The sequence below is a fragment of the Tenacibaculum pelagium genome (assembly GCF_014062345.1).
GTDB classification, from domain to species: Bacteria; Bacteroidota; Bacteroidia; order Flavobacteriales; family Flavobacteriaceae; genus Polaribacter; species Polaribacter pelagius.
The window spans coordinates 61,919-83,362 of sequence record NZ_JACGLS010000007.1 but is presented as its reverse complement, the minus strand read 5'-3'; the positions used below and the strand labels follow the sequence as shown (position 1 = coordinate 83,362).

Annotated in this window: 20 protein-coding genes; 7 read left to right on the top strand and 13 right to left on the bottom strand. The window is 31.6% G+C overall.

Annotated features, from left to right (window positions below; translation table 11 throughout):
• Nucleotides 1-4: 4 nt before the first annotated feature.
• On the bottom strand, nt 5-2,383 hold the full coding sequence (locus H3Z83_RS12205) for a TonB-dependent receptor domain-containing protein (protein WP_182125777.1): 2,379 nt from the start codon (nt 2,381-2,383) through the stop codon (nt 5-7).
• Nucleotides 2,384-2,580: 197 nt separating this feature from the next.
• Nucleotides 2,581-3,279: a zinc metallopeptidase gene (locus tag H3Z83_RS12200; RefSeq protein ID WP_182125776.1), complete on the bottom strand. Its 699-nt coding sequence runs from the start codon at nt 3,277-3,279 to the stop codon at nt 2,581-2,583.
• A 94-nt stretch (nt 3,280-3,373) separates the two neighbouring features.
• On the opposite strand from H3Z83_RS12200, the gene H3Z83_RS12195 reads away from it, so the two are divergent.
• The 6 genes from H3Z83_RS12195 to H3Z83_RS12170 all read left to right on the top strand — a co-directional run bounded on the left by H3Z83_RS12195 (nt 3,374) and on the right by H3Z83_RS12170 (nt 7,706).
• The gene (locus H3Z83_RS12195; RefSeq protein ID WP_182125775.1) at nt 3,374-4,405 is read left to right on the top strand and encodes an asparaginase; all 1,032 of its coding nucleotides are present in this window, start codon (nt 3,374-3,376) and stop codon (nt 4,403-4,405) included.
• A gap of 255 nt (nt 4,406-4,660) precedes the next feature.
• Nucleotides 4,661-5,380, top strand: a complete 720-nt coding sequence (locus tag H3Z83_RS12190) for a MotA/TolQ/ExbB proton channel family protein (protein WP_182125774.1) — start codon at nt 4,661-4,663, stop codon at nt 5,378-5,380.
• 9 nt (nt 5,381-5,389) lie between these two features.
• Nucleotides 5,390-5,827 carry a hypothetical protein gene (locus H3Z83_RS12185; RefSeq protein ID WP_182125773.1) on the top strand — a complete coding sequence of 146 codons (438 nt, stop codon included), beginning with the start codon at nt 5,390-5,392 and terminating at the stop codon, nt 5,825-5,827.
• 6 nt (nt 5,828-5,833) lie between these two features.
• Nucleotides 5,834-6,460 carry an ExbD/TolR family protein gene (locus H3Z83_RS12180; protein WP_182125772.1) on the top strand — a complete coding sequence of 209 codons (627 nt, stop codon included), beginning with the start codon at nt 5,834-5,836 and terminating at the stop codon, nt 6,458-6,460.
• 18 nt (nt 6,461-6,478) lie between these two features.
• Nucleotides 6,479-6,949, top strand: a complete 471-nt coding sequence (locus tag H3Z83_RS12175) for an ExbD/TolR family protein (RefSeq protein ID WP_182125771.1) — start codon at nt 6,479-6,481, stop codon at nt 6,947-6,949.
• A gap of 85 nt (nt 6,950-7,034) precedes the next feature.
• Nucleotides 7,035-7,706: a porin family protein gene (locus H3Z83_RS12170; RefSeq protein ID WP_246337574.1), complete on the top strand. Its 672-nt coding sequence runs from the start codon at nt 7,035-7,037 to the stop codon at nt 7,704-7,706.
• On the opposite strand, the gene H3Z83_RS12165 is transcribed toward H3Z83_RS12170, so the two are convergent.
• From H3Z83_RS12165 to rplM, 10 genes are all read right to left on the bottom strand, one after another.
• Nucleotides 7,701-8,300, bottom strand: coding sequence for a hypothetical protein (locus H3Z83_RS12165; protein ID WP_182125770.1), 600 nt, complete (start codon nt 8,298-8,300; stop codon nt 7,701-7,703). The two genes, H3Z83_RS12170 and H3Z83_RS12165, sit on opposite strands and share 6 nt — an antisense overlap.
• Nucleotides 8,300-9,760, bottom strand: a complete 1,461-nt coding sequence (gene rpoN, locus H3Z83_RS12160; protein ID WP_182125769.1) for an RNA polymerase factor sigma-54 — start codon at nt 9,758-9,760, stop codon at nt 8,300-8,302. Before rpoN ends, H3Z83_RS12165 begins: the two co-directional genes overlap by 1 nt.
• An 83-nt stretch (nt 9,761-9,843) precedes the next feature.
• Nucleotides 9,844-11,277, bottom strand: a complete 1,434-nt coding sequence (asnS, locus tag H3Z83_RS12155; RefSeq protein ID WP_182125768.1) for an asparagine--tRNA ligase — start codon at nt 11,275-11,277, stop codon at nt 9,844-9,846.
• Between the two features lie 74 nt (nt 11,278-11,351).
• The gene (locus H3Z83_RS12150; RefSeq protein ID WP_182125767.1) at nt 11,352-13,715 is read right to left on the bottom strand and encodes an efflux RND transporter permease subunit; all 2,364 of its coding nucleotides are present in this window, start codon (nt 13,713-13,715) and stop codon (nt 11,352-11,354) included.
• A gap of 96 nt (nt 13,716-13,811) precedes the next feature.
• Complete coding sequence (frr, locus tag H3Z83_RS12145; RefSeq protein WP_182125766.1) at nt 13,812-14,366, bottom strand: ribosome recycling factor; 555 nt, start codon at nt 14,364-14,366, stop codon at nt 13,812-13,814.
• A gap of 50 nt (nt 14,367-14,416) precedes the next feature.
• On the bottom strand, nt 14,417-15,127 hold the full coding sequence (pyrH, locus tag H3Z83_RS12140; RefSeq protein WP_182125765.1) for a UMP kinase: 711 nt from the start codon (nt 15,125-15,127) through the stop codon (nt 14,417-14,419).
• Between the two features lie 203 nt (nt 15,128-15,330).
• Entirely contained in the window at nt 15,331-16,299 is a 969-nt protein-coding gene (tsf, locus tag H3Z83_RS12135) for a translation elongation factor Ts (protein ID WP_182125764.1), read from the bottom strand.
• 80 nt (nt 16,300-16,379) lie between these two features.
• Nucleotides 16,380-17,147, bottom strand: a complete 768-nt coding sequence (gene rpsB / locus H3Z83_RS12130) for a 30S ribosomal protein S2 (protein WP_394366244.1) — start codon at nt 17,145-17,147, stop codon at nt 16,380-16,382.
• Between the two features lie 149 nt (nt 17,148-17,296).
• Nucleotides 17,297-17,683 carry a 30S ribosomal protein S9 gene (rpsI, locus tag H3Z83_RS12125; RefSeq protein WP_182125762.1) on the bottom strand — a complete coding sequence of 129 codons (387 nt, stop codon included), beginning with the start codon at nt 17,681-17,683 and terminating at the stop codon, nt 17,297-17,299.
• The gene (gene rplM, locus H3Z83_RS12120; protein WP_182125761.1) at nt 17,683-18,138 is read right to left on the bottom strand and encodes a 50S ribosomal protein L13; all 456 of its coding nucleotides are present in this window, start codon (nt 18,136-18,138) and stop codon (nt 17,683-17,685) included. Before rplM ends, rpsI begins: the two co-directional genes overlap by 1 nt.
• 190 nt (nt 18,139-18,328) lie before the next feature.
• On the opposite strand from rplM, the gene H3Z83_RS12115 reads away from it, so the two are divergent.
• Nucleotides 18,329-21,001, top strand: coding sequence for a DUF5916 domain-containing protein (locus H3Z83_RS12115; RefSeq protein ID WP_182125760.1), 2,673 nt, complete (start codon nt 18,329-18,331; stop codon nt 20,999-21,001).
• A gap of 73 nt (nt 21,002-21,074) precedes the next feature.
• Here the strand turns inward: H3Z83_RS12115 and H3Z83_RS12955 are convergent, their stop codons facing one another.
• On the bottom strand, nt 21,075-21,443 hold the full coding sequence (locus tag H3Z83_RS12955) for a hypothetical protein (protein ID WP_246337572.1): 369 nt from the start codon (nt 21,441-21,443) through the stop codon (nt 21,075-21,077).
• Between the last annotated feature and the right edge of the window lies 1 nt (nt 21,444).

Genomic DNA, 21,444 nt, shown 5'->3' with positions numbered 1-21,444 from the left:
TTGTTTAATTATTGTCGTCAATTCTATTTTCTTCGTCTCTAGAGGAGTTACGTCTCGATTTTTTCTTCCCGAATTTAGAACCGAAACTATATACTAGTCTTAATTGAATGTTTTGACGAGAGCCATTGCTTTCTACTTTAGCTGTTCCGTTACCATAATCTATTGTTCCATTAAATCCACGATTTAGCATTTTATTAAATCCAAGATTTACTTTTAGTTTTTCGTCTAAAAACTTCTTACCAAAAGAGAAGTCTAATCCTGCTAGCCAATCTACGTCAATTTGACCTTCTAAAGCACCAGTTCCGTAATTTCCACTCATTTCAAAGTTAACATCCCAAGGTAATTTATAACTTGCTTGTACAAACCAAAATAAACTCCATTTAGATAAATCTACTCCATGTAGATCTGAGTTGTACATGTTTTTGTTTGCAATAAATCCTGTATAGCCTTCTAAACCTTTTGTAAAACTTAACGGAGCAAATAATCTAAAGTTCCAGTTCGTAAAATTCTTAACATTTACAGCTTGCTGTCTAATTTGAGCGGTTGTGTTATCTTGTTTTATTAAATCGAAAATAACGTCGTTGGTTTGGCTATAGCCAACAGTAAAAAAAGGTTGACCTTGGTGAGTTAAATTAAATTGATAGTTGTTTGTAAATGCAGGTTTTAAATTAGGGTTTCCTTCTTCAGCAGAAAACGGATCTAAAAATTCTTGAAAAGAATTTAAGCTGTTGTATGATGGCCTTCTAATTCTATAACTATAAGATAAACTAGCACCAATTTTATCAGTTACCTTTCTACTAATAGAAGCGCTTGGAAATAATTTACTAATCGGTCTTTTTTTAACTTTAGTGGTAGGTTGATTGTTTTCTATAAAATGAGAAGTTCCGTTTGTATTACTATCTTCATAACGTAACCCACCAGAAAATGACCATTTTCCCATAGTTGCGTTTACTTTAGAATACACTGCGAAAATAGTTTCGTCAATTAAAAATTGACTACTAGTTTCTGGATCTAAAACAAAAGCACTTGTAGTTTGATCTTCTAAAAATGATTGTAAATCATTATCAGTATTCACCATTGCGTATTTACTACCCACACTTAGTTTAAAATTATCAGAGAAGTTTTTACTGTAATCTGCTTTGTAAGTTTTAATAGCATATTTTCCGTCTTGAATATATTGTCTGTCAGTAAACGAACGTGTACTTCCTGCAATATCGTAAAGAGTATTTGTGTTGTCGTTATTGTAATTGATATAGTTAAAGTCTACTACTAGTTTTTCTGTATCTGATTTATATTCGTAATAAGGATTGATATTAAAATTAGTTCTTTCTCTATCAAAGTTATTTTCAGAAAATAATGTACTTGTGTTAGTTGCATCAGAAACAATAGTTCTGCTAGTTGTTATTCTATCAGAGGTTCTTTTGTTCCAACGTCCTCCTATTCCAAATGAATTGTTGTCATTAATATAATAATCAACATTTCCACTAAAACTAAGATTGTTTGGGTCGTAAGGAGATTTACTTACTTGATCGTAAGTTTCAGAGTCAACAGTTCTTACTAAAAATAAATCATCTCTCCATGTTGGTTTAGAATGACTGATGCTTGTTTGCCAATTTAATTTGTTTTTGTAACTAGCAATAGAAGCTCTTGTTCCATATTCAAAACCTTCATCCTCACCAATCCAACCAGTAATACTTCCATGAGTTCCTAATCGAACATTTTTCTTTAAAAGAATATTTATAATTGCGCCAGATCCAGAAGCTTCATATTCAGCACCTGGCTGTTCAACTACTTCAATTTTAGCAATATTATCTGCAGGAAAATCGCGTAATAAAGTGTCAACGTCCATGTATTCTGTAGTTTTGCCATTGATAAGAATTCTTACCCCGCCTTTACCAGCAATTGTAATTCCGTTATTGGTTACTAAAACACCAGGAACCTTTCTCATTACATCTTGTAGATTTGAATTTAACATTTCTGTTTTTTCTAAATCAACAATTAGTTTTTCTGCTGTTTGTTTTATTACAGGTCTAGTAGACTTAACAACAACTTCATCTAGTGTTTGATTATCTTCTTTTAAAGTAATATTAAAAGTTTTGTTAGAGTTTAATTCAAATTCCTTGATTTTTTCTGTTTTAAACCCGATGCTAGAAATGGTGATTTTATAATTTCCTTTTTCAATGTTTTTAAATTGATAATTACCGTTCTCATCTGTAATAGTTCCAGATGGGGTTGCTTCATTTCCTATTTTGTATAAGATTACATTGGTAAAAGGTAGTGCTTGGTTTTGCTCATCTACGGTTTTTCCTTTGATGTTAAATTGACCCAATGCAGTAGTAATTCCGATAAAGAATAAAATAAATGTAGTAATAAGAGTTTTCATATCTTTTTTGTTTTACACTTCAAAAGTGCATGATTAGTTATTGTGAGAAAATCTAAATCAGACGAAATGGGATAAATTTCCGATGAATAGATATTGATTTTCCATAAACTAATAGACGCTTTTTAAATAGATATGGTTTGCTCAATAAAAAAAGCTCCAGAATACTCTGAAGCTTTTTTGTGTAATTTGTTTTGATGTTAATCTCTACTTCCTAAAACTCTTAGTCCCCAATATAAAAGCATTGCAAGAGACCCTAGAGCAGCTACTAAATAAGTTCTCGCAGCCCATTTTAATGCATCTTTAGATCCTGCTAGTTCTTCGCGAGTTACCATGTGTTTGCTTTCTAACCAAGCTAAAGCTCTATTACTGGCATCATATTCAACAGGTAAAGTAATAAAACTAAATAAAGTACCTAAGGCCATAAATATTAATCCAGCTACAGCAATCATAAGTCCAATACTTGAACTTCCTGATCCAATTCCTATTGCGATTCCTCCAATAATCATCCATTGAGAAAATCGAGAAGAAATACTTACAACAGGTACTAGTTTTGAGCGCATTTGTAACCATTGATAAGCTTTAGCATGCTGTACAGCATGTCCCACTTCGTGAGCTGCAACAGCTGCGGCAGCGGCATTACGTTGATTGTATACAGCTTCACTTAAGTTTACAGTTTTGTTTTGTGGATTATAATGGTCGGTAAGTCTACCAGGAGTAGAAATTACTTGGACATCAGAAATTCCATGGTCCGCAAGCATTTTCGATGCAATTTCTGCACCACTCATGCCATTTCGTAAATGGACTTTCGAATATTTTTCAAATTTTCTTTTTAAGGTGTTGCTTACAATCCAGCTGAATAAAGAAATAACACCTATTAAAGCATAAAATCCTATCATAATATTTTTAGTTTAAAAATTTTGTATCAAATTTGTTTGATAAATTTACAACATAAATTATTCCAAATAAAAAACGGAATTAAAAAATGTCAAAATGACAAACACACCTAATATTTTAATTGTTTATACAGGAGGGACTATTGGTATGGTGAAAGATTATAAAACAGGTGCTTTAAAAGCGTTTGATTTTAGTCAGATTTCAAGTAAAATCCCAGAGTTGCAACAATTAAACTGTAGTATTTCTACTATTTCTTTTGATGAGCCTATCGACTCGTCAAACATGAATGTGAATTATTATGTGAAAATAGCTGAGATTATTTCTGAGAACTACGAAGAATATGATGGTTTTGTAGTTTTAACAGGTTCGGATACAATGTCGTATACTTCCTCAGCAATTAGTTTTATGTTTGAGAATTTACAAAAGCCAATAATTTTTACCGGATCGCAATTACCAATTGGAGATTTGAGAACTGATGCTAAAGAGAATTTAATAACCTCAATTCAAGTAGCTTCAGCAAATAAAAAAGGAGTACCTATTATTCAAGAAGTCGGTTTGTATTTTGAATATAAACTGTATAGGGCTAATAGAACTACTAAAATAAATGCTGATCAGTTTGAGGCATTTGCGTCAATGAATTATCCGCCTATAGCAGAGAGTGGAGTGCATTTAAACTTCAATCATCCATTATTGTTAAAACCAAAACTAAACGAGAGCAAGCTTGTTTTTAGGAAAAAGTTAGATAATAATGTGGCTATTTTAAAATTATTTCCAGGGATTACAGAAGCAGTAGTGAGGAGCTTTATAAACATACCTAATATAAAAGGTATTGTATTAGAAACTTATGGTTCTGGAAATGCCCCAACCGAAAAGTGGTTTATTAATTTGTTAGAAGAGGCTATTGCAAAAAATATTTACATAGTTAATGTGACTCAATGTACAGGAGGTAGTGTAATTTTAGGTCATTATGAAACAAGTTCTGACTTAAAACGCATTGGAGTAGTGGGAGGAAAAGACATAACTACAGAGACAGCAGTTGCAAAAATGATGTATTTAATTGGAGAAAAACTCCCAAAAGAAGATTTTAAGCGTTATTTTGAGACTTCTTTAAGAGGTGAAATAGGTTAGTTTGTAAATTTATCGTTAAATTTACCCCATATAACTACTTGAATAAGTAGAAGAAAGAATAAAAAAAAGCTGTGAGTGTATAAATACCATAGTTTTTTTTTAATGTCCCAACATTTTTTTGTTACTTGGCACTCTGAAAAAATAAAAAAGTGTAATAAGTGCAAGTAAAGAATTACTTATTGATAAAAAATTAAGTATTTCATAGTAAAATTTGTATTTTTAACCCGTTAACTATTTAAAATTAATTATAACAAAATGAAAAAAGTAGTAAATATCCTAACTGTTACAGGATTTATGTTTTTAGGAGCTGTTCAGTCAACTTATGCTCAAGCAGCTGAAGCTGATAAAACTTTTCACCAAGAATTAAAACAACGTTTTATTGAAGGGGATCCTAAATTTATGGGGATTGTATTAGTAGCTTTAATCTTAGGTTTAGCTATCGCAATTGAAAGAATTATTTATTTAAACATGGCAACAACTAACACTAAGAAATTAGTAGCTAGTGTTGATGATGCTTTAAGTTCTGGTGGTGTTGAGGCTGCTAAAGAAGTTTGTAGAAATACAAAAGGACCTGTTGCTTCTATCTTTTACCAAGGTTTAGAAAGAGCTGACGAAGGTTTAGAGGCTGCTGAAAAAGCTGTAGTAGGTTACGGTGGAGTTCAAATGGGATTATTAGAGAAAAACGTTTCTTGGTTATCTTTATTTATCGCATTAGCGCCAATGTTAGGATTTATGGGTACTGTAATTGGTATGATTGAGGCATTTGATAAGATTGCTGTTGCAAACGATATTTCTCCAGCGGTAGTAGCAGGTGGTATTAAAATTGCACTTTTAACAACAGTATTTGGTCTTGTTGTAGCAATTATCTTACAGATTTTTTACAACTATATCGTTTCTAAAATTGATAGTATTGTAAACAACATGGAAGATGCGTCAATTTCTTTAATTGACTTATTAGCTAAGTATAAAAAATAATAAAACAGTATGAATAATAAAATATTAACATTGCTTATAACAGCGATATCACTTATTGGTATTGGGTTATTTGTAAACGTTACAAGAATAGATATAGAAGATAAGCAAGCGCTTTCTGATGCTGTTTCTCCGTTAGTAACTTATTCATATTGGTTATTAATCGCCGTAGTTGTAGTAGCTGTTGTAGCATCTTTATTAGGGATGTTTAAAAATCCAGCTGCTCTTAAAAAAGCATTACTAGGTGTATTAGCATTAGGTGTACTTTTCTTAGTTTCTTATTTTATGTCTTCAAACGGACAAGTAATGGGAGCTGATGGAGCTGAATTAGTAGCTGCAGGTAGTACTTCTAAATGGGTAGGAACAGGAATTACTTTTAGCATGATCTTAGGAGCTATTGCTAGTGTGTTTTTTGTTTGGGATTTATTAAAAGGAATCGTTAAATCGTAAGTTATTATGGCAAGAAGAGAAAACCCAGAAATTAATGCAGGTTCGATGGCAGATATTGCATTCTTGCTACTTATCTTTTTCCTAGTAACAACTACAATGGATGTTGATTCAGGTATCCCTAAAAAGCTAGCTGAAAAAACAGAAGTTAAACCACCAATTGTAAAAGAGAAGAACATTTTTCAAATTAGTATTAACAGTAATAACGATTTATTCGTAGAGGATGCTGTTATGGAGTTAAAAGATTTGAAAGAAGCTGCTATCAAATTTATAGATAACGGTGGAGGTGTTGGTAACCCAATGCCAGATAAAGAAGCAGGAGCTCCTTGCGATTATTGTAAGGGAGCTAAAGATCCAGCTTCTTCAGATCATCCAAATAAAGCAATTATTGCTGTAGAAAGTGATAGAGGTACTGAGTTTGGAGTATATGTAGCTGTTCAAAACGAGTTGTTAAAAGCATACGCTGAATTACGTAATAGACTAAGCCAAGAGAAATACGGTATTAGCTTTACTGAATTAGATCAAGCTTTTAAAGATAGTGGAAGAAAAGATGAAGCATTAAGAAAGAAAGTTTTAGATATTAAATCGAGTTATCCTCAAATTATATCTGATTCTGAACCAACTGATGTTCAATAGTATTAAAACAATTTAAGTATGTCTAAATTTAAAAAGAAGAAAAAAGAGATGCCAGCGGTGAACACGTCTTCACTACCTGATATTGTTTTTATGTTATTATTCTTCTTCATGGTAACGACGGTAATGAGAGAAACTGACCTACAAGTTGAGTCTCCTCGTTTACCAAGTGCATCTGAAGTAAAGAAGTTAGAACGTAAAAGTTTAGTTAGTACAATTTATGTTGGTAAAGCCAAAGATCCTAAATATGGTACTACTTATAATAGAATACAGTTAAATGATAAGATTGCTACACCAGATGATGTACCTGCTTTTATATTTATTGAAAGAGGAAATCAAGCTGAAGGTGACATTCCTTTCATGACAACATCTATTAAGGCAGATAAAGAATCGAGTGTTGGTACATTAGCTGATATTCGTGAAAAGTTAAGAGATGTAAATGCTCTTAAATTAAGTTTATCTACGCATAAAGCGAGTGAAATTAGTAAGTAATTACTTTTAAATATTATTAAAAAGAGCAATCATAATGATTGCTCTTTTTTTATACAAAATAAACTATATTTAACGTTAGTTAATTATGATGAAATATTTTATAACTTTTTTCATGTTATTTTCTATGCTTAATATTCAAGCACAGAAAGATTCACTACAAGTAGGAGATAAATATTGGGAAGATCAATTATATATAAATGTAACGTATAATGTTTTAAATAATCAGCCAAGTATTATTAATCGAAGCGGATTTTCATATGGTTTTTCTGGAGGGTATATCAAAGATATTCCGCTTAAAAAGAACGGAAAAATAGCTGTAGGGTTGGGTTTAGGTTATAGTTTTGATTCTTTTAATCATAATTTAAAGGTTGTAGAAGGTACATTAAATAGCTTTGAATCTGGCAGCGATATCGCATCAAACAAAATAAAACTGAATAACCTAGAAATGCCTATTCAGTTCAGGTGGCGATCTTCTACTGTAAATACTTATTCGTTTTGGCGATTTTATGCAGGTCTAAAACTGAGTTATAACTTAAGTAATACATTTTCTTATACAGATAATAATACGTCGGTAAGTATCAATAATATTACTGAATATAATAAATGGCAAACAGGGTTAATTATGTCGGCTGGATATGGAACTTTTAACTTTCATGTTTATTACGGTTTAAGCCCACTTTTTAAAAATGCATCAATAAATGGAAATCCTATAGACACTAAGATATTGCGTTTCGGGCTAAGTTTCTATTTATTATAAAATATAATAAGCTAAAAAAGGACAGCAAACGCCAATAAAAAAACCAATATAAACTTCTTTTGCGGTATGGGCTTTTAAATGCAATCTAGAGCTTGCTAATAAGCCTGAAAGGAATATTAAGGTGATAACTACAGGTAAAGTGTTTATACTTTGAAGTTGTTGAAATAATAAGAAAAAACCAATTGCAGACCCAATTGATAATAAATGTAGGCTAGCTTTTATTTTAGCTAAGAAAAGAAGGTATATAATACCAAGACCGAAAACTACACCAAAAAACAAATAGCTCAATTCCTTTATAGTACTTATCTCAGAGAAAAATTTACCTAACACAAATAGAAGTGTCATCATAAAAAAAATGGGTAATCTGCGCTCATTAATAGTATGCGCTTGAAAAGATTTTATATATCCAATAGATTTTAACAAGATTAAAAGCAATAAAGGAATGATATAAGTTGCAATAAAAACTACAGCTAACAAGCTAAGTTGCTGTTTACGGCTTAAATAAACAGGTGTAAAAATAAAATAGATTAAGATGCCAATTGTAGGCATAACAATTGGATGTAAAACAGTAGATATGAATTTATGCCAACGCATTAAATTTCTTTACGTAATCTAGCAACAGGAATATCTAATTGCTCACGATACTTTGCAACTGTTCTCCTTGCAATAGGATATCCTTTTTCCTTTAATATTTTAGATAACTTTTCGTCTGTTAAAGGTTTTCTTTTATCCTCTTCTTTTATAACGGTTTCTAGTATTTTTTTAATCTCTCGAGTAGAAACATCTTCACCTTGATCGTTTTTCATTGATTCAGAGAAAAACTCTTTAATCAATTTTGTTCCGTAAGGTGTAGATACATACTTGCTGTTTGCAACCCTAGATACTGTAGAAACATCCATGTTAATTTCGTCTGCAATATCTTTTAAAATCATTGGTTTTAACTTACGTTCATCACCAGTTAAAAAATACTCTTCTTGACGATGCATAATCGCATTCATGGTTATTAACAGCGTTTGTTGACGTTGTTTAATAGCGTCGATAAACCACTTAGCAGCATCTAATTTTTGTTTGATGAACATTACAGCATCTTTCTGACTCTTGCTTTTTTCTTTAGAGTCGCTATAACCCTTAAGCATGTTGTTGTACTCACGGGAAACATGTAGTTCTGGAGCATTTCGAGAGTTTAGAGTTAACTCTAAAACACCATCAATAATTTTAATAGAGAAGTCAGGAACTATTTGTTCGGCTATTTTGTTATTACCAGCATAAGAACTTCCAGGTTTCGGATTTAGTTTCCCTATTTCGGTAATAACTTCTTTTAATTTTTCTTCATTAATATCGAATTTTTCAAGAAGCTTTTTGTAATGCTTTTTCACAAAATGATCAAAGGCCTCATCTAAAACTCTTATCGCTAAATCCCTACTTTCTTTCTCTGGTTTAGATTTTAATTGAATGATTAAACATTGCTTTAAATCTAAAGCACCTACACCGATAGGGTCTAACCTTTGAACAACATTTTTTAAAACACTCTCTACTTTCTCTTCAGTAGTAAAAACGTTCTGAGTAAATGCTAAATCATCAACTAAGTCAATTATTTCTCTACGAATATATCCGCTATCATCAATGCTACCAACTAAAAACTCAGCAATAGCTTTTTCTTCTTCATCTATTCTAAAAGTACTTAATTGATTTTTTAGTGATTGATGAAAGGTGGTTCCTGCTGCATAAGGAACTTGTTTGTCGTCATCGTCAGCAGAATAATTATTTGCTTGCGTTTTATAACTCGGGTATTCGTCGTCGCTTAAATATTCATCAATATTAATGTCATCAGCTTCAATCTTTTCATTTGCATCATCATGATCTGATTCATTAGTTAGTGTGTCCTCAAAGTTTTCTGGTTCTTCTTTACCAGTATCTAATGCAGGATTTTCCTCAATTTCTTGTTTTAAACGTTCTTCAAAAGCTTGTGTTGGCAATTGAATTAGCTTCATCAACTGAATTTGTTGAGGAGATAATTTCTGAAGTAATTTGTGATGTAAACTTTGTTTTAGCATATTTACAAATATATGAAATAGGATAAAAAAAATCGCCATTCTTTGAGGAATGACGATTGATAATTATAAGTTTTATGATTTTTTTAGAACTCTGCGTTTTGTGGTGTTCTTGGAAAAGGAATAACATCACGAATATTACTCATTCCAGTTGTAAATAACACTAAACGTTCAAAACCTAAACCAAATCCTGAATGTACTGCAGTTCCGAATTTACGAGTGTCTAAATACCACCATAATTCTTCTTCTTCAATATTTAATTCAGCCATTTTAGTTTTTAAAACATCTAAACGTTCTTCTCTTTGAGAACCCCCAACCATTTCACCAATTCCAGGGAATAATACGTCCATTGCGCGAACAGTTTTTCCATCGTCGTTTAAACGCATGTAAAATGCTTTAATATTTGCAGGATAATCAAATAAGATTACTGGGCACTTAAAGTGTTTTTCTACTAAATAACGCTCGTGTTCAGATTGTAAATCAACTCCCCATTCGTTAACAGGGAATTGGAATTTTTTCTTTTTATTAGGTTTAGAATTACGTAAAATGTCTATCGCCTCTGTATAAGAAACTCTCTTAAAGTTATTTTCAGCAACAAACTTTAATTTTTCAATTAAGCCCATTTCACTTCTTTGTGCTTGAGGTTTTGTTTTTTCCTCTTGTGCTAAACGATTATCTAAGAATTCTAAATCATCTTTACAGTTGTCTAAGACATATTGTAAAACATCTTTGATAAAATCTTCTGATAAATCCATATTCGCATCTAAATCGTTAAATGCAACCTCAGGTTCAATCATCCAAAATTCTGCTAAGTGGCGTGTAGTATTTGAGTTCTCAGCTCTAAAAGTAGGTCCGAAAGTATATACTTTACCTAATGCCATGGCATAAGTCTCAGCTTCTAATTGACCAGAAACCGTTAAGTTGGTTTCTTTTCCAAAGAAATCTTGCGTATAATCTACATTTCCCTCTTCGTTTAGCGGAGCTTTATTTGCTTCGAAATTCGTAACGTGAAACATTTCTCCAGCACCTTCAGCATCAGATCCAGTAATGATAGGAGTGTTTACATAGTAAAATCCATTTTTTTGAAAATACTGATGCACAGCAAAAGATAATGCCGAACGTACACGCATCACAGCACTGAATGTATTCGTTCTTACACGTAAATGCGCATTTTCACGTAAAAACTCTAAACTGTGTTTTTTAGGTTGAATAGGATATTCATCAGGATTAGAATCTCCTAATATTTCTAAATTCGTAACTTTTATTTCTACAGTTTGTCCTTTACCTTGACTTTCAACTAAAGTTCCAGTAATGCTGACAGCAGCACTAGTTGTTATTCTTTTTAATAAATCTTCATCTGTGTTTTCGAAATCTACTACACATTGAATATTTTTAATAGTAGAACCGTCATTTAAAGCAATAAAACGATTGCTTCTAAAAGTTCTTACCCATCCTTTAAGGTGGACTTCTTGTAAAAATTTATCCGACTGTAATAGTTCTTTAACGCTACTTCTTTTCATCTCTTATATCTTCAATAAAATCAAGCAAAGATACTTTTTTGATGTTAATTGGGCAACGAAGAAATATAAGAATACTACTTATCTTCTTTTGGAGGTAAGATTTTAAATTTAGTTTCTTTTAGTACTTTTTTATTAGCAATTTTTTTCTCAAATGAAAGTAGAAGAGAAGGTAACAATAATAAGTTTGAAACCATAGCTAATAATAAGGTTACAGAAACTAATCCACCTAAAGCAATAGTACCACCGAAGCTAGAAACGGTAAAAACTAAGAATCCAAAGAATAATACGATAGAAGTATAAAACATACTTACTCCAGTTTCTTGAAGTGCAGAATATACTGCAGGCTTAATTTTCCAGTTATTAGCAAGTAATTCTTGCCTGTATTTTGCCAAAAAGTGAATAGTGTCATCAACAGAAATACCAAAAGCAATACTAAATACTAATATTGTTGAAGGTTTAATAGGAATATCGAAGAAGCCCATTAATCCAGCAGTAATTAATAAAGGCAGCATGTTTGGTATTAATGATATAAAAATCATTTTATAAGAACGGAACATCCAAGCCATAAAAATTGAAATCAATAAAATGGCAAGCGATAATGAAATAACTAAGTTTTTGATTAAGTAATTCGTTCCTTTTAAGAATACCAATGCTTTACCTGTTAAAGAAACATTAAACCTTTCTTCTGGAAATTGCTTTTTTATAACAGCTTGTAAACGATCTTGGATGATATCCATTTTATCAGTACCAATATCTTTCATAAAGGTTGTGATACGAGCATAACGACCTGTGCTATCTACAAAATTATTTAACATACCAGCATTACTGTCAGAATTTTTTGTGTAAGCAAAAATATGCGCTTTTTCTTGACTCGTAGGTAGCTGATAATATTTTGGATTACCTTTATAATACGCTTGTTTAGAGTATTTAACTAGGTTTGTTACCGAAATTGGTTTTGATAATTCTGGAAAACTTTCAATAGTTTCATTTAACTTTTCCATCTTTTTTAAAGTGGAAAGCTTCATTACTCCTTTTTCTCTTTTAGTATCAATTAAAATTTCTAAAGGCATAATTCCACCAAACTCAGTTTCGAAAAACTTAATATCCTTGTAAAACTGCATTCCTTTAGGCATGTCTTCGATTAAACTACCAGAAACTCTAATTTGAAATAATCCAATCATACTTAATATAATAACAACAACTGTGGTTATATATATTGAAATACGTTGTTTTTTTACCATTCTTTCCATCCAAGAAACTACATTTCCCATCCACTTTTTTTCTAAGTGATTTAAATGTTTCTTTTCAGGAAGAGGCATGAAACTATAAAGAATCGGAATGATTAATAGAGCTAAAATAAATATGCTAATAATATTTACTGAAGCTAAAATTCCGAATTCTCTTAATAATTGACTTTTTACAAATACAAAAGTTGCAAAACCAGATGCAGTAGTAATGTTCGTCATTAAAGTAGCGTTACCAATTTTTGATATTACACGCTGTAATGACTTAGCTTGGTTACCATGTTTCTTTATTTCCTGCTGGTATTTGTTAATTAAGAATACAGCATTGGGTACCCCAATAACAATGATTAATGGAGGTATTAAAGCAGATAAAACAGTAATCTCGTATCTAAACCATCCAATAAAACCTAAAGCCCAAACAACTCCAATACAAACGACTAGGAGTGTAATGAAAGTTGCTCTAAATGAGCGGAAAAAGAAAAAGAAAATAATGGCAGTTATTAATAAAGCTCCCACTACAAAAATCCCCATTTCATTGGTAATGTTTTGAGAATTTAAAGTTCGAATATACGGCATTCCAGAAACACGAATATCCATACCATTATCTTTTTCAAAAGCTTTAATTTTAGGTATTAATATTTGATTGATGAAATTCGCTCTTGTTGGGGTGTTTACAATGTCCTTATTAAGATAAATGGCTGTTTGTAAAGTTCCTTTGTCGTTATAAAGCAAATTTTCGTAAAAAGGGAGTTTGTCAAAAAGTTGTTCTTTTATTTTAAGAACTTCTTCATTTGTTTTTGGAAGTTCTTTAAATAAAGGTTCTACAATAAATTTACGAGTTTTTCGATCAGCCTTTAACTGTTTTACATCAGCAATAGAAACAGAAAAATCTATTTCTGGTAAGCTATCAAAACTCTTAACTAATGAGTTCCAATGATTAAATTTTTGAGGCGTAAAAATTGTAGTGTCTTTTACACCAAGGATGATTAAATTACCCTCTTCTCCAAAAATTTCTAAAAATTTGTTGTATTCTATATTTACCTCGTGGTTTGCAGGTAATAGGTTTGCTTCTGTGTATGAGAAGCGCATATATTTTATTTGAGTAACTAAAAGCCCAGTAATAACAGCTATGGTAATTAATACCAGATATCGGTTTCGTAAGATGAATCCTGCGATTTTAGTCCAAAAAGTCATTTAAAATATTTTTAGCAAAGTTATGGTAAATGTAATAATTAAGTAAAAAAAAGAGTGTTTTAAAAAACACTCTTTTTAATATATGTTTAAAGAAAATTATACAGTCATAATTTCTTTTTCTTTGACTAAGAATTTTTCGTCAATATCTTTTACAAAAGAGTTTGTTAAATCTTGTACACTTTCTTCAGCTCCTTTTTTCATATCTTCAGAAGCTTCAGTCTTTTTAATTTCATTATTAGCATCTTTACGTGCATTACGAACACCTACTTTAGCATGCTCTGCTTCAGCTTTTGCTTGTTTAGCTAAATCTCTACGACGCTCTTCTGTTAAAGGTGGTACGCTAATGATAATATTATCACCATTGTTCATTGGGTTAAAACCAAGGTTGGCAATCATAATTGCTTTTTCGATTTCTTGCAACATGTTTTTTTCCCAAGGCTGAATTGTAATTGTTCTAGCGTCTGGAGTACTAACATTGGCTACTTGTCCTAATGGAGTTGCAGATCCATAATAATCTACTTGAACATTTGCTAACATAGATGGTGAAGCTTTTCCAGCTCTAATACTACGTAACTCTTTTACTAAGTGTTCTACAGCACCATTCATTGATTCTTTTGCCGAATCTAAAATAAAATCTATCTCTTCGTTCATTTTGTTCGTATTTATAAAACCTCTAAAATATTGTTTGAGGTTATTTCAATTTATTCGTTATCAACTATTGTTCCAATTTGTTCACCAGAAACTAACTTTAATAAGTTTCCGTTAGTATTCATATCAAAAACAATGATTGGAAGTTTGTTTTCTTCACTTAAAGTAAAGGCAGTCATATCCATTACTTTTAACCCCTTTTCAATAACATCTTTAAAAGTAATAGATTCAAACTTTACAGCATTTTTATCCTTTTCAGGATCTACATTGTAAATACCATCTACTCTTGTTCCTTTTAAAATTGCATCTGCATTAATTTCAATAGCTCTTAATACAGCAGCTGTGTCTGTAGTGAAATAAGGATTACCTGTTCCTCCTCCAAAAATTACTACACGTCCTTTTTCTAAATGACGATTAGCTCTTCTTTTAATATAAGGTTCTGCAATTTCTTTAATTTCAATAGCAGTTTGTAGACGTGTATGGATTCCTTCGTCTTCCAAAGCACTTTGTAAAGCTAAACCATTTATGCAAGTTGCTAGCATACCCATATGGTCTCCTTGTACACGATCCATACCATTACTAGCTCCGGCTACACCTCTAAAAATATTTCCACCACCAATCACTATGGCAACTTCAATATTTTTATCTACTACTTGTTTAATTTCTTGAGCATATTCTTTTAAGCGCTTAGGGTCGATACCGTATTGACGATCGCCCATTAAGGCTTCTCCACTTAATTTTAATAGGATTCTTTTGTATTGCATAGTCTTATTGAAAGTTGTGCAAAACTACGTATTTTTTTTGAGTTTAATCACAGGGTGATAATCAAGAATTGAATTCTTAAAGTTTGTTTTAGATAAAGGAGTTTTTTTTAGAAGCTATACTTTGTAGATTGAATAGCTTACTATATATAAAATAAAAAACCATCCAAAAATGGATGGTTTTTATATAAAATGTTTGTTGAGAATTACCCTAAAGTAACTCTTACGAAGTTTTTAACTTCTACGTCACCAAAAGAAGTAACGTATTCTTCAACAGTTTTCTTTTCGTCTTTAATAAACTTTTGATCTAATAAACATTGTTCTTGATCTAAAGTTGTATTGTCAGAAATAAATCTTTCCATTTTACCTGGTAAGATTTTGTCCCAAATTTGCTCTGGTTTACCTTCTGATTTTAATTGCTCTTTAGCAGCTTCTTCAGCATTAGCTAAAGCTTCATCAGTTAATTGTAATCTAGATACGAATTGAGGTACATTTTTTAAAGTTTTACCTAAACGTACTAATTCTTCGTTATCTTTTACAATAGCAGCAATTCTTGCTTCAGTTTCAGATGCAACATAAGCTGGGTCGAAATCTTTGTAAGATAATGAAGTTGCTCCCATAGAAGCAGCTTGCATAGCTAAATCTTTAGTTAAAACAGCAGCATTATCAATTGCAGATGATAAACCTACCATAGCAGCAATCTTACCAACGTGAGTATATGCTCCTACATATGGTGCTTCAATTTTTTCGAAAGAAGTAATATCAATCTTCTCACCGATAACACCAGTTTGCTCGATTAATTTTTCAGCAACAGTAATTCCACCGAAATCAGCAGCCAAAAATTCCTCTTTACTATTTGTAGTAAAAGCAATATCAACAAATTCTGAAGCTAAAGCTTTAAAAGAATCGTTTTTAGATACGAAATCTGTTTCACATGCTAATACAATAGCTACACCGTAAGTGTTGTCATCACTAATTTTAGTAATTGCCACACCTTCAGTAGACTCTCTATCTGCTCTTTTAGCAGCGATTTTTTGTCCTTTCTTACGTAAAATTTCAATTGCTTTATCAAAGTTTCCTTCTGCTTCTACTAATGCATTTTTACAATCCATCATACCAGCTCCGGTAGTTTCTCTTAATTTTTTTACGTCTGCAGCGCTAATTTTTACTGACATCTCTATTGTTATTTTTAGTTGTAAATATTTTGTTATAAAAATTAAAGGCTTCAAATTAATTTGAAGCCTTTAAAAATAAATTATTTTGCTTCTTCTTTAGCTGGTGCTTCAGTTTTAGCTTCTTCTGCTTTAGGAGCAGCTTTAGCTTTTTCTTTATCAGCTTTTCTTTCTGATAAACCTTCTGCGATAGCATCAGTTACATAAGATAAAACTTTATCGATTGATTTAGAAGCATCATCGTTTGCAGGAATTACAAAATCAACTGGTCTTGGATCAGAGTTTGTGTCAACCATTGCAAAGATTGGAATGTTTAATTTCTGTGCTTCAGCAATAGCAATGTGTTCTTTCTTTACGTCAATTACAAATAAAGCTCCTGGTAAACGAGTCATATCAGAAATTGAACCTAAATTCTTTTCTAATTTTTCACGTTGACGGTTAATTTGTAATTTTTCTCTTTTTGATAATGCATCAAAAGAACCATCTTGCTTCATTCTATCAATATGAGCCATTTTCTTAACAGCTTTACGGATAGTTACAAAGTTAGTTAACATACCACCTGGCCAACGCTCAGTAATATAAGGCATGTTTACAGCTTTAGCTTTCTCAGCAACGATATCTTTAGCTTGCTTCTTAGTAGCAACGAATAAGATTTTACGTCCAGAGTTAGCTATTTTGTTTAACGCAGCAGAAGCTTCGTCAATTTTAGCTGAAGTTTTATACAAGTCGATGATGTGAACACCATTACGCTCAGTATAAATGTATGGAGCCATGTTTGGGTTCCATTTTCTTGTTAAGTGACCAAAGTGTACGCCACTTTCTAATAATTCTTGAATGTTTGCCATTTTAATAAAATGTGTTTACGTTCTGTTTTCGCAATATTTCAGTAGTTATAAAGTCTGAAATATTTAGATACTAAACTGTTATAAATTGTTTTATAAATAACAGTCTCTTTAGAAAATAAACATTGCATGCCTTTTGTAAGGCAAGAATGTAAATATTAACGTTTAGAGAACTGGAATTTCTTACGTGCTTTCTTCTGACCGAATTTCTTACGTTCAACCATTCTAGGATCACGAGTTAATAAACCTTCTGGCTTTAATACTGCTCTGTACTCTTCGTTAATTGATACTAATGCTCTAGTAATTGCTAAACGAATTGCTTCTGCTTGACCAGTAACACCTCCACCATAAACATTTACTTTAATGTCATAAGACTCTAAGTTCTCAGTTAACATTAAAGGCTGTCTTACTTTATATTGTAAAGTAGGAGTTGTTAAATAGTTATTTAAATCTTTTTTGTTTACAGTAATGTTCCCTTTACCTTCTGAAAGATAAACACGAGCAACAGCTGTCTTTCTTCTACCTATTTTGTGTACAGTTTCCATTATTTAAGATCGTTAAGGTTAATCAATTTAGGGTTTTGAGCAGTTTGTTGGTGCTCAGTACCTGCGTAAGTATACAAGTTTTTGTATAACGCACTACCTAATTTATTTTTAGGTAACATTCCTTTTACTGCTTTTTCGATTAATCTTGTAGGATCTTTTTCGAACATTTCTGTAGCAGTTAATGATCTTTGCCCTCCTGGATATCCTGTGTGACGGATGTAAGACTTATCAGTCCACTTTTTACCAGTTAAGTTAATTTTTTCTGCGTTGATGATAACCACGTTATCTCCGCAATCTACGTGAGGAGTATAGTTTGGTTTGTACTTACCTCTAATTAGCATAGCTACTTTAGAAGCTAGACGACCCAACGTTTGCCCGTCCGCATCAACTAAAACCCACTCTTTGTTAACAGTGTTTTTGTTAGCTGATACTGTTTTGTAACTTAATGTGTTCATAATTACACGATTAGTTTTTGTTTATTATTAATTAATTTTGTCCTTAAAAAAGGTGTGCAAATGTACAACTAATTCTTTGATTAACAAATAAGCAGCTGCTTTTGTTTTATTTTGTGAAATGGAAGTACTGAATTAACATATTATTAAGATAAAACTATGGTATTTTTGAATGGTATTTTGAACATTTATAATGAAAATAAAATTAGTACTATTCATCACTACCTTACTTTATATTCAAGCAACAAAAGCTCAAGAAGAAAATAAAGTTTTAAAAAAGAAAACATATACTACAAAATTTATTAATGAATCTCCAGAAATTGATGGAAAAATTAATGATGCTGTATGGCAAAATTTGGATTGGGGTGTAGATTTTACCCAAAAAGCTCCTACAGAAGGAATAGCGCCTACATATCAAACGAAGTTTAAAATAGGGTATGATGAAAAGTATTTATACATTGCTATTAGAGCTTTTGATGATGAACCTGAAAAAATAGAAAGAAGACTTTCTAGAAGAGATGGTTTTGCTGGAGATAGAGTAAATGTACTAATTGATAGTTATCATGATAAACGAACAGCTTTTGTTTTTACAACAACAGCTGCTGGAGTTAAAGGTGAGGAAATTGTAACTAGAAACGGAAATAATTGGGATGCAAGTTGGAATCCTATTTGGTATACAAATGCTGTAATTGATGATAAAGGTTGGACAGCAGAAATGAAAATTCCATTTAGTCAACTTCGATTTGGAAAAGCAAAAGAACAAGTTTGGGGATTAAATATTATTCGTCAATTTTTTAGAGAGCAAGAACGATCTTTATGGCAACGCATTCCCAATAATGTAGCAGGTTTTGTATCTGAAGCAGGAGAGCTTCACGGTTTGGTAGATTTGAAATCTCAAAAACAGTTAGAAATTCAACCATTTACGGTATTACAATACGATTCATATAAAAAAGAAGGATCGAATCCTTTTAGAGATGGAAGTGATTTTAAGATAAATGGAGGATTAGACGCTAAAATAGGCGTAACTAATGATTTGACATTAGATTTAACGATAAATCCAGATTTTGGACAAGTAGAAGCAGACCCAGGAGCTATCGCTCTTGATGGTTTTCAAATTTTCTTTAATGAACAGCGACCGTTTTTTGTTGAAAATAAAAATATTTTTGATTTTCGATTTGCTAACGGACCCGATAATGTTTTTTATAGTAGAAGAATAGGTAGAAGTCCTCAAACGAATCCTAGTGTAGGAGTAGGAGAATATGCTGATGTACCGATTAATACATCAATTTTAGGGGCTGCTAAGTTTTCTGGAAAAACAAGAAATGGTTGGTCTATTGGAGTTTTAGAAACATTGACATCTAATGAATATGCTGAAATTGATGCTAATGGAACTCGTAGAGAAGAATTAGTAGAGCCTTTGACCAATTATTTTGTAGCGAGAGCACAAAAAGATTTTAATGATAGGAAGTCATATGTTGGAGGAATTTTTACAGCTACTAATAGAAATTTACAAGGGTTAAATAGTTTGCGAAAAGCTGCCTATACAGGAGGTATGGATTTTAGGCACGAGTGGGACGATCGAAATTATTTTGTTCAAGGGGATTTTGTAGCAAGTCATGTTACAGGTAGTAAGGAATCTATAGAGGCTACACAAAGATCGTTAACACATTTATTTCAAAGAGTTGATGCAAGCCATGTAGAGGTAGATCCGAATAGAACGTCATTAACTGGTACAGGGGGAAGGATTTTTGGAGGAAAAAGAGGTGGTGGAAACTGGCGTTACTGGGGAGGTTTAAATTGGAGATCTCCTGAGTTAGAACTAAACGATATAGGTTTTTTAAGGCAGGCAGATGAAATAAGACAATTTGCTAACGTTCGTTATTTATGGCAAAACCCAACCAAAATATATAGAGAAGCAAATGTTAGAATGGGAGTTTCTACATCGTTTGATTTTGAAGGAAATTATAATCGAATTCAATATACGGCTAGAGGTAATGTTAATTGGATTAATAATTGGTGGACAGAATTAGAATTTGGTCATAAGCCTAGAATTTTCATTAATTCTTTTTTAAGAGGTGGACCACGTTGGCGATTTTCAGAAGAAAATTTCGCAGTATTATTTTTTGGGTCAGATAGAAGTAAGAAATTTAGTTTTAGAGGAGGAACGGTACAAAGTACAACTAAGCAAGATAATTTTGCTTTTAGAAGGTATGTTTTGGGGTTAAATTATCAACCACTTGATGCATTGAATGTTTCTTTAGAAGCAACTTTTAATGAAAATCCTAATAAAACACAATATGTAACCCAAACAGATTATAATGGAGGGAAAAGATATATTTTAGGTAATATCGATCAAAAAACTTGGGCAACCACATTACGATTAAATTATAGTATCAATCCTAATTTATCTATTCAGTTTTATGGTCAGCCATTTATATCAAGAGGAAGATATTCTGATTTTAATTTTGTAAATAATTCTATTGCGGAGAATTTAAATGATAGAGTAACTTGGTATGGTGCTAATCAGATTTCAAAAACTAACAATCCTATAGCTATAGATTTAAATAATGATGGAGAGTTAGAGTATGATCTTGCTAATGGAGGTTATCAGGTAGATGACAATGGAGATGGAAATTTAGATTATGCATTTGGGAATCCAGATTTTTCAGCAGTACAATTTAGGTCTAACTTAGTTGTTAGATGGGAATATATACCAGGTTCGGAATTGTTTTTTGTTTGGTCTCAAGGAGGCGCAGGAGGAGCAGATCCTAGAGAATCATTAACTAGAGGTTTACAAGATCAAATTTTAAATCAGCAATTAGAAAATACCTTTTTAATAAAAGCTACCTACCGATTTGTTAGGTAATGTTTTTATTTAACCTTTAATTTTCCGTTTTTAAATAACTCAAAAGCAGATTGGTAATAGGATATTGTTTCATCTAAAAATAAAGAATCGGTTTGTATTGGAGTAATTTCGTTTTCTTTTTTATTCCAATCATAAAATATATGTTGCTTATTTGTTTCAAGTAACATAAGTTTTCCTTTTTTAGCAAGCCTACTTTACGATGATTCCCAATAAAAGCACGCTCTTCTTTAGGAGTCATTCTATTAATATCTTTTCCATACAAGCTAGTGTTGTAAGACCAACCTAAATATCCGAATAGTGTAGGGAAAATGTCTATTTGAGATGATAATTTATCAATTTCTTTTGAAGTTTCGTTTTTTAAATTAAAAATGTAAGCAGGTATGTGATGGTTTTTTACATTTATTTCTGTTTTTCTAGCACTATACCCACAGTGGTCAGACATT

Excerpts from the sequence above, each read along its gene's own strand:
- H3Z83_RS12205 (WP_182125777.1), bottom strand. The coding sequence starts at position 2,383 with ATGAAAACTCTTATTACTACATTTATTTTATTCTTTATCGGAATTACT.
- H3Z83_RS12200 (WP_182125776.1), bottom strand. The coding sequence starts at position 3,279 with ATGATAGGATTTTATGCTTTAATAGGTGTTATTTCTTTATTCAGCTGG.
- H3Z83_RS12195 (WP_182125775.1), top strand. The coding sequence starts at position 3,374 with ATGACAAACACACCTAATATTTTAATTGTTTATACAGGAGGGACTATT.
- H3Z83_RS12190 (WP_182125774.1), top strand. The coding sequence starts at position 4,661 with ATGAAAAAAGTAGTAAATATCCTAACTGTTACAGGATTTATGTTTTTA.
- H3Z83_RS12185 (WP_182125773.1), top strand. The coding sequence starts at position 5,390 with ATGAATAATAAAATATTAACATTGCTTATAACAGCGATATCACTTATT.
- H3Z83_RS12180 (WP_182125772.1), top strand. The coding sequence starts at position 5,834 with ATGGCAAGAAGAGAAAACCCAGAAATTAATGCAGGTTCGATGGCAGAT.
- H3Z83_RS12175 (WP_182125771.1), top strand. The coding sequence starts at position 6,479 with ATGTCTAAATTTAAAAAGAAGAAAAAAGAGATGCCAGCGGTGAACACG.
- H3Z83_RS12170 (WP_246337574.1), top strand. The coding sequence starts at position 7,035 with ATGATGAAATATTTTATAACTTTTTTCATGTTATTTTCTATGCTTAAT.
- H3Z83_RS12165 (WP_182125770.1), bottom strand. The coding sequence starts at position 8,300 with ATGCGTTGGCATAAATTCATATCTACTGTTTTACATCCAATTGTTATG.
- rpoN (WP_182125769.1), bottom strand. The coding sequence starts at position 9,760 with ATGCTAAAACAAAGTTTACATCACAAATTACTTCAGAAATTATCTCCT.
- asnS (WP_182125768.1), bottom strand. The coding sequence starts at position 11,277 with ATGAAAAGAAGTAGCGTTAAAGAACTATTACAGTCGGATAAATTTTTA.
- H3Z83_RS12150 (WP_182125767.1), bottom strand. The coding sequence starts at position 13,715 with ATGACTTTTTGGACTAAAATCGCAGGATTCATCTTACGAAACCGATAT.
- frr (WP_182125766.1), bottom strand. The coding sequence starts at position 14,366 with ATGAACGAAGAGATAGATTTTATTTTAGATTCGGCAAAAGAATCAATG.
- pyrH (WP_182125765.1), bottom strand. The coding sequence starts at position 15,127 with ATGCAATACAAAAGAATCCTATTAAAATTAAGTGGAGAAGCCTTAATG.
- tsf (WP_182125764.1), bottom strand. The coding sequence starts at position 16,299 with ATGTCAGTAAAAATTAGCGCTGCAGACGTAAAAAAATTAAGAGAAACT.
- rpsI (WP_182125762.1), bottom strand. The coding sequence starts at position 17,683 with ATGGAAACTGTACACAAAATAGGTAGAAGAAAGACAGCTGTTGCTCGT.
- rplM (WP_182125761.1), bottom strand. The coding sequence starts at position 18,138 with ATGAACACATTAAGTTACAAAACAGTATCAGCTAACAAAAACACTGTT.
- H3Z83_RS12115 (WP_182125760.1), top strand. The coding sequence starts at position 18,329 with ATGAAAATAAAATTAGTACTATTCATCACTACCTTACTTTATATTCAA.
- H3Z83_RS12955 (WP_246337572.1), bottom strand. The coding sequence starts at position 21,443 with ATGTCTGACCACTGTGGGTATAGTGCTAGAAAAACAGAAATAAATGTA.